The following is a 2,880-nucleotide window of genomic DNA, read 5'->3' on the forward strand; positions in this document are numbered from 1 at the left end:
TAACTTGATAACACGATATTTTTTCAATTCATTCACAGTGAGTAATATCCTTTTCATAAGTATTAGTTTAACATTTGGGACATTTTATGTTTCGACCTACTTAGGACATTATCACTTTCGAATGATATTTTTTTAATGTTTATAATCTTTACAGTTGACAATTAGTAGATAATTTTGTAAACTATTTAAGTACTGAATTTTCAGAATATTATCTTGCGCTTATAAAGCAAGAACAATTAGGAGAAATAATAACATGAAACTTAAATCATTTGGCTTACTCGCAGTTGCAGGACTTGCTGCATTGTCACTCGCAGCCTGTGGTGCAGCACCTGGAGGCGGTGCAACGTCTAGCACAAAAGGCAATGAAATCGGTAAAACCTTTAAAATCGGCTACGATCTCGAATTGTCAGGTGGTGCAGCAGCTTACGGTCATGCCACAGAAGACGGCGCCAATCTCGCAGTCAAAGAAATCAACGCCGCAGGTGGTATTGACGGTAAGCAAATCAAAGTGATTTCAAAAGATAACAAATCAGACGGTGCTGAAGCGGCAACAGTTGTTAGTAACTTGGTCAACAACGACAAAGTTGTTGCAATCGTCGGCTCAGCAACATCTGGTGCAGTAAAAGCAATGACACCAAACGCGACCAAAGCAGGTGTACCAATTATGACACCACCAGGAACAGACGATGCTTTGACAGTTAATAATGGCAAAGTAAATGAATATGTCTTTAGAACGACTTTCCAAGATAGTTACCAAGGTAAAGTACTCGCAAGTTATGCGACAACTGACCTTAAAGCTGCAAAAGTTGTCCTTTATTATGACAATTCATCAGATTATGCCAAAGGGATTGCCAAATCATTTAAAGAGACTTACAAAGGCGAAATCGTAGATGAAGTGCCTTTCCAAACTGGCGACAAGGACTTCCAAGCTGCTTTGAGCAAAATCAAAGACAAAGACTTTGATGCGATTGTGATGCCAGGTTACTATGCTGAAACAGGTTTGATTACCAAACAAGCGCGTGAACTTGGTATTGAGCAACCAATTCTTGGTGGTGATGGTTTTGCTGATCCAACTTTTGTCCAACTTGCGGGTAATGCAGCAGCAACTAACGTTTACTACGTATCAGGATACTCTGATAAAGCGCCAGCCTCAGACCGAGCACCTGAATTTGTCAAAGCCTATAAAGCTGAGTACAAAAAAGATCCGTCAATGTTCGATGCACTTGCTTATGATGCGGTCTACATGATTAAGGACGCAGCAGAGGCTGGCAAAGTTAAAAATTCAGTAGAACTTGCAAAAGCACTTGCAAAAATCAAAGATTTCGATGGTGTAACAGGCGAGATTACAGTTGATAAAGACCACAATCCAGTTAAATCAGCTATCGTTGTCAAACTCGTAGACGGCAAAGAAGATTCTGCAACAATCGTAAAACCTGATTAAAGATTAATACTATTTTTCCTTAAAAATGTTGATAAAAAGTCACGAAGTCATTTATGACTTTGTGTTTTTGTGTTAAAATAGATTAAATAATAAGAAATGAGAAGTAACATGAAGAAAAAAGTAATTTTAGGTCTTGTAGCAGTTTCCTTGCTTGCCTTGACAGCGTGTGGTAGTGCGCCAGGTGAGTCTAAAAATGAGTCAAGTGAAGGTAATACAATTGGCAAAACCTTCAAAATTGGTCTGGATATGGAACTTTCGGGTGCTTATGCAGCGCCTGGAAACGCTGAAAAAAATGCCATTCAGCTGGCTGCAGATGAAATCAACGCAGATGGTGGTATCAATGGCAAACAAATCGAATTGGTCATCAAAGATAACAAAACGGACAACAGTGAAATTACAACTGTTGCCTCAAATTTGACCAATAATGATAAAGTTGTCGCAATCATTGGGCCAATGTCCTCTGGTGGTACGCTTGCTGCAACACCAAACGTAACCAAGGCAAAAGTGCCATTGATCACACCAACGGGGACAAATGATGAATTGACGGTTAAAAATGGCAAAATTCAGCCTTACATTTTCCGCACCATTTTCCCAGATTCATTCCAAGGGAAAGTGATTGCCAACTATACGGAGGACACGCTCAAGGCTAAAAAAGTTTTGGTTTATTATGACAATGCGACTGATTATGCGCAAGGCATTTTGAAAACTTTTAAGGAAAATTACACGGGCGAAATCGTGGATACTTTGAGCTATCAAGGTGGCGACAAAGATTTCCAAGCGGCTTTGTCAAAAATTAAGAATAAAGAGTTTGATGCGATTGCCTTGATTGGTTATTATGCTGAGGGTGGTTTGATTACCAAACAGGCGCGTGAGATGGGCATTACACAGCCAATTGTTGGCGGAGACGGCATTTCTGATCCGACCTTTATCGATCTTGCAGGCAGCTCAGCGACGGATGTTTACTATGTTGCTGGCTTTTCGACAAAGGCGCCGTTTAATGAACGAACAGAAACATTTATCAAGGCATATAAAGATAAGTTTAACGAAGAACCGTCAGCTTTTTCAGCCTGTGCCTATGATGCGGTTTACATGATTAAGCAAGCAGCACAAGACGGCGAGGTCAAAAATTCAGCTGAACTCGCAGTAGCACTTGCCAAAGTCAAAGGACTTGTCGGTGCAACAGGTACGATTGACATTGACAAAGATCACAATCCAGTCAAAGCAGCGGTTATGGTCAAACTTGAAAACGGTAAAGAAGTTGCTGCAGAAATTGTAAAATAAATTAAAAAACGAACATTTAGATAGAAATCTGAATAGACTTCTCCCAAAAATAAAAAAATTTGTTATACTATAGTCATGAACTATGAATCCCTCACGAAACTCAGCGATAGTCATTTTAAACGTCTAGTTGGCGTTAAACGTCCAACCTTTGAATCTAT

2 protein-coding genes are annotated in these 2,880 nt (G+C 39.6%); both read left to right on the forward strand.

Going from position 1 to position 2,880, the window contains the following annotated elements:
- Nucleotides 1–253 precede the first annotated feature (253 nt).
- On the forward strand, nucleotides 254–1,441 hold the full coding sequence (locus Hs30E_RS10720; protein ID WP_172209924.1) for an ABC transporter substrate-binding protein: 1,188 nt from the start codon (nucleotides 254–256) through the stop codon (nucleotides 1,439–1,441).
- A gap of 108 nt (nucleotides 1,442–1,549) precedes the next feature.
- Complete coding sequence (locus Hs30E_RS10725) at nucleotides 1,550–2,722, forward strand: ABC transporter substrate-binding protein (RefSeq protein WP_172209925.1); 1,173 nt, start codon at nucleotides 1,550–1,552, stop codon at nucleotides 2,720–2,722.
- The last annotated feature ends 158 nt before the right edge of the window (nucleotides 2,723–2,880 follow it).

It is taken from the genome of Pseudolactococcus hodotermopsidis, from assembly GCF_011170085.1.
Lineage (GTDB): Bacteria > Bacillota > Bacilli > Lactobacillales > Streptococcaceae > Pseudolactococcus > Pseudolactococcus hodotermopsidis.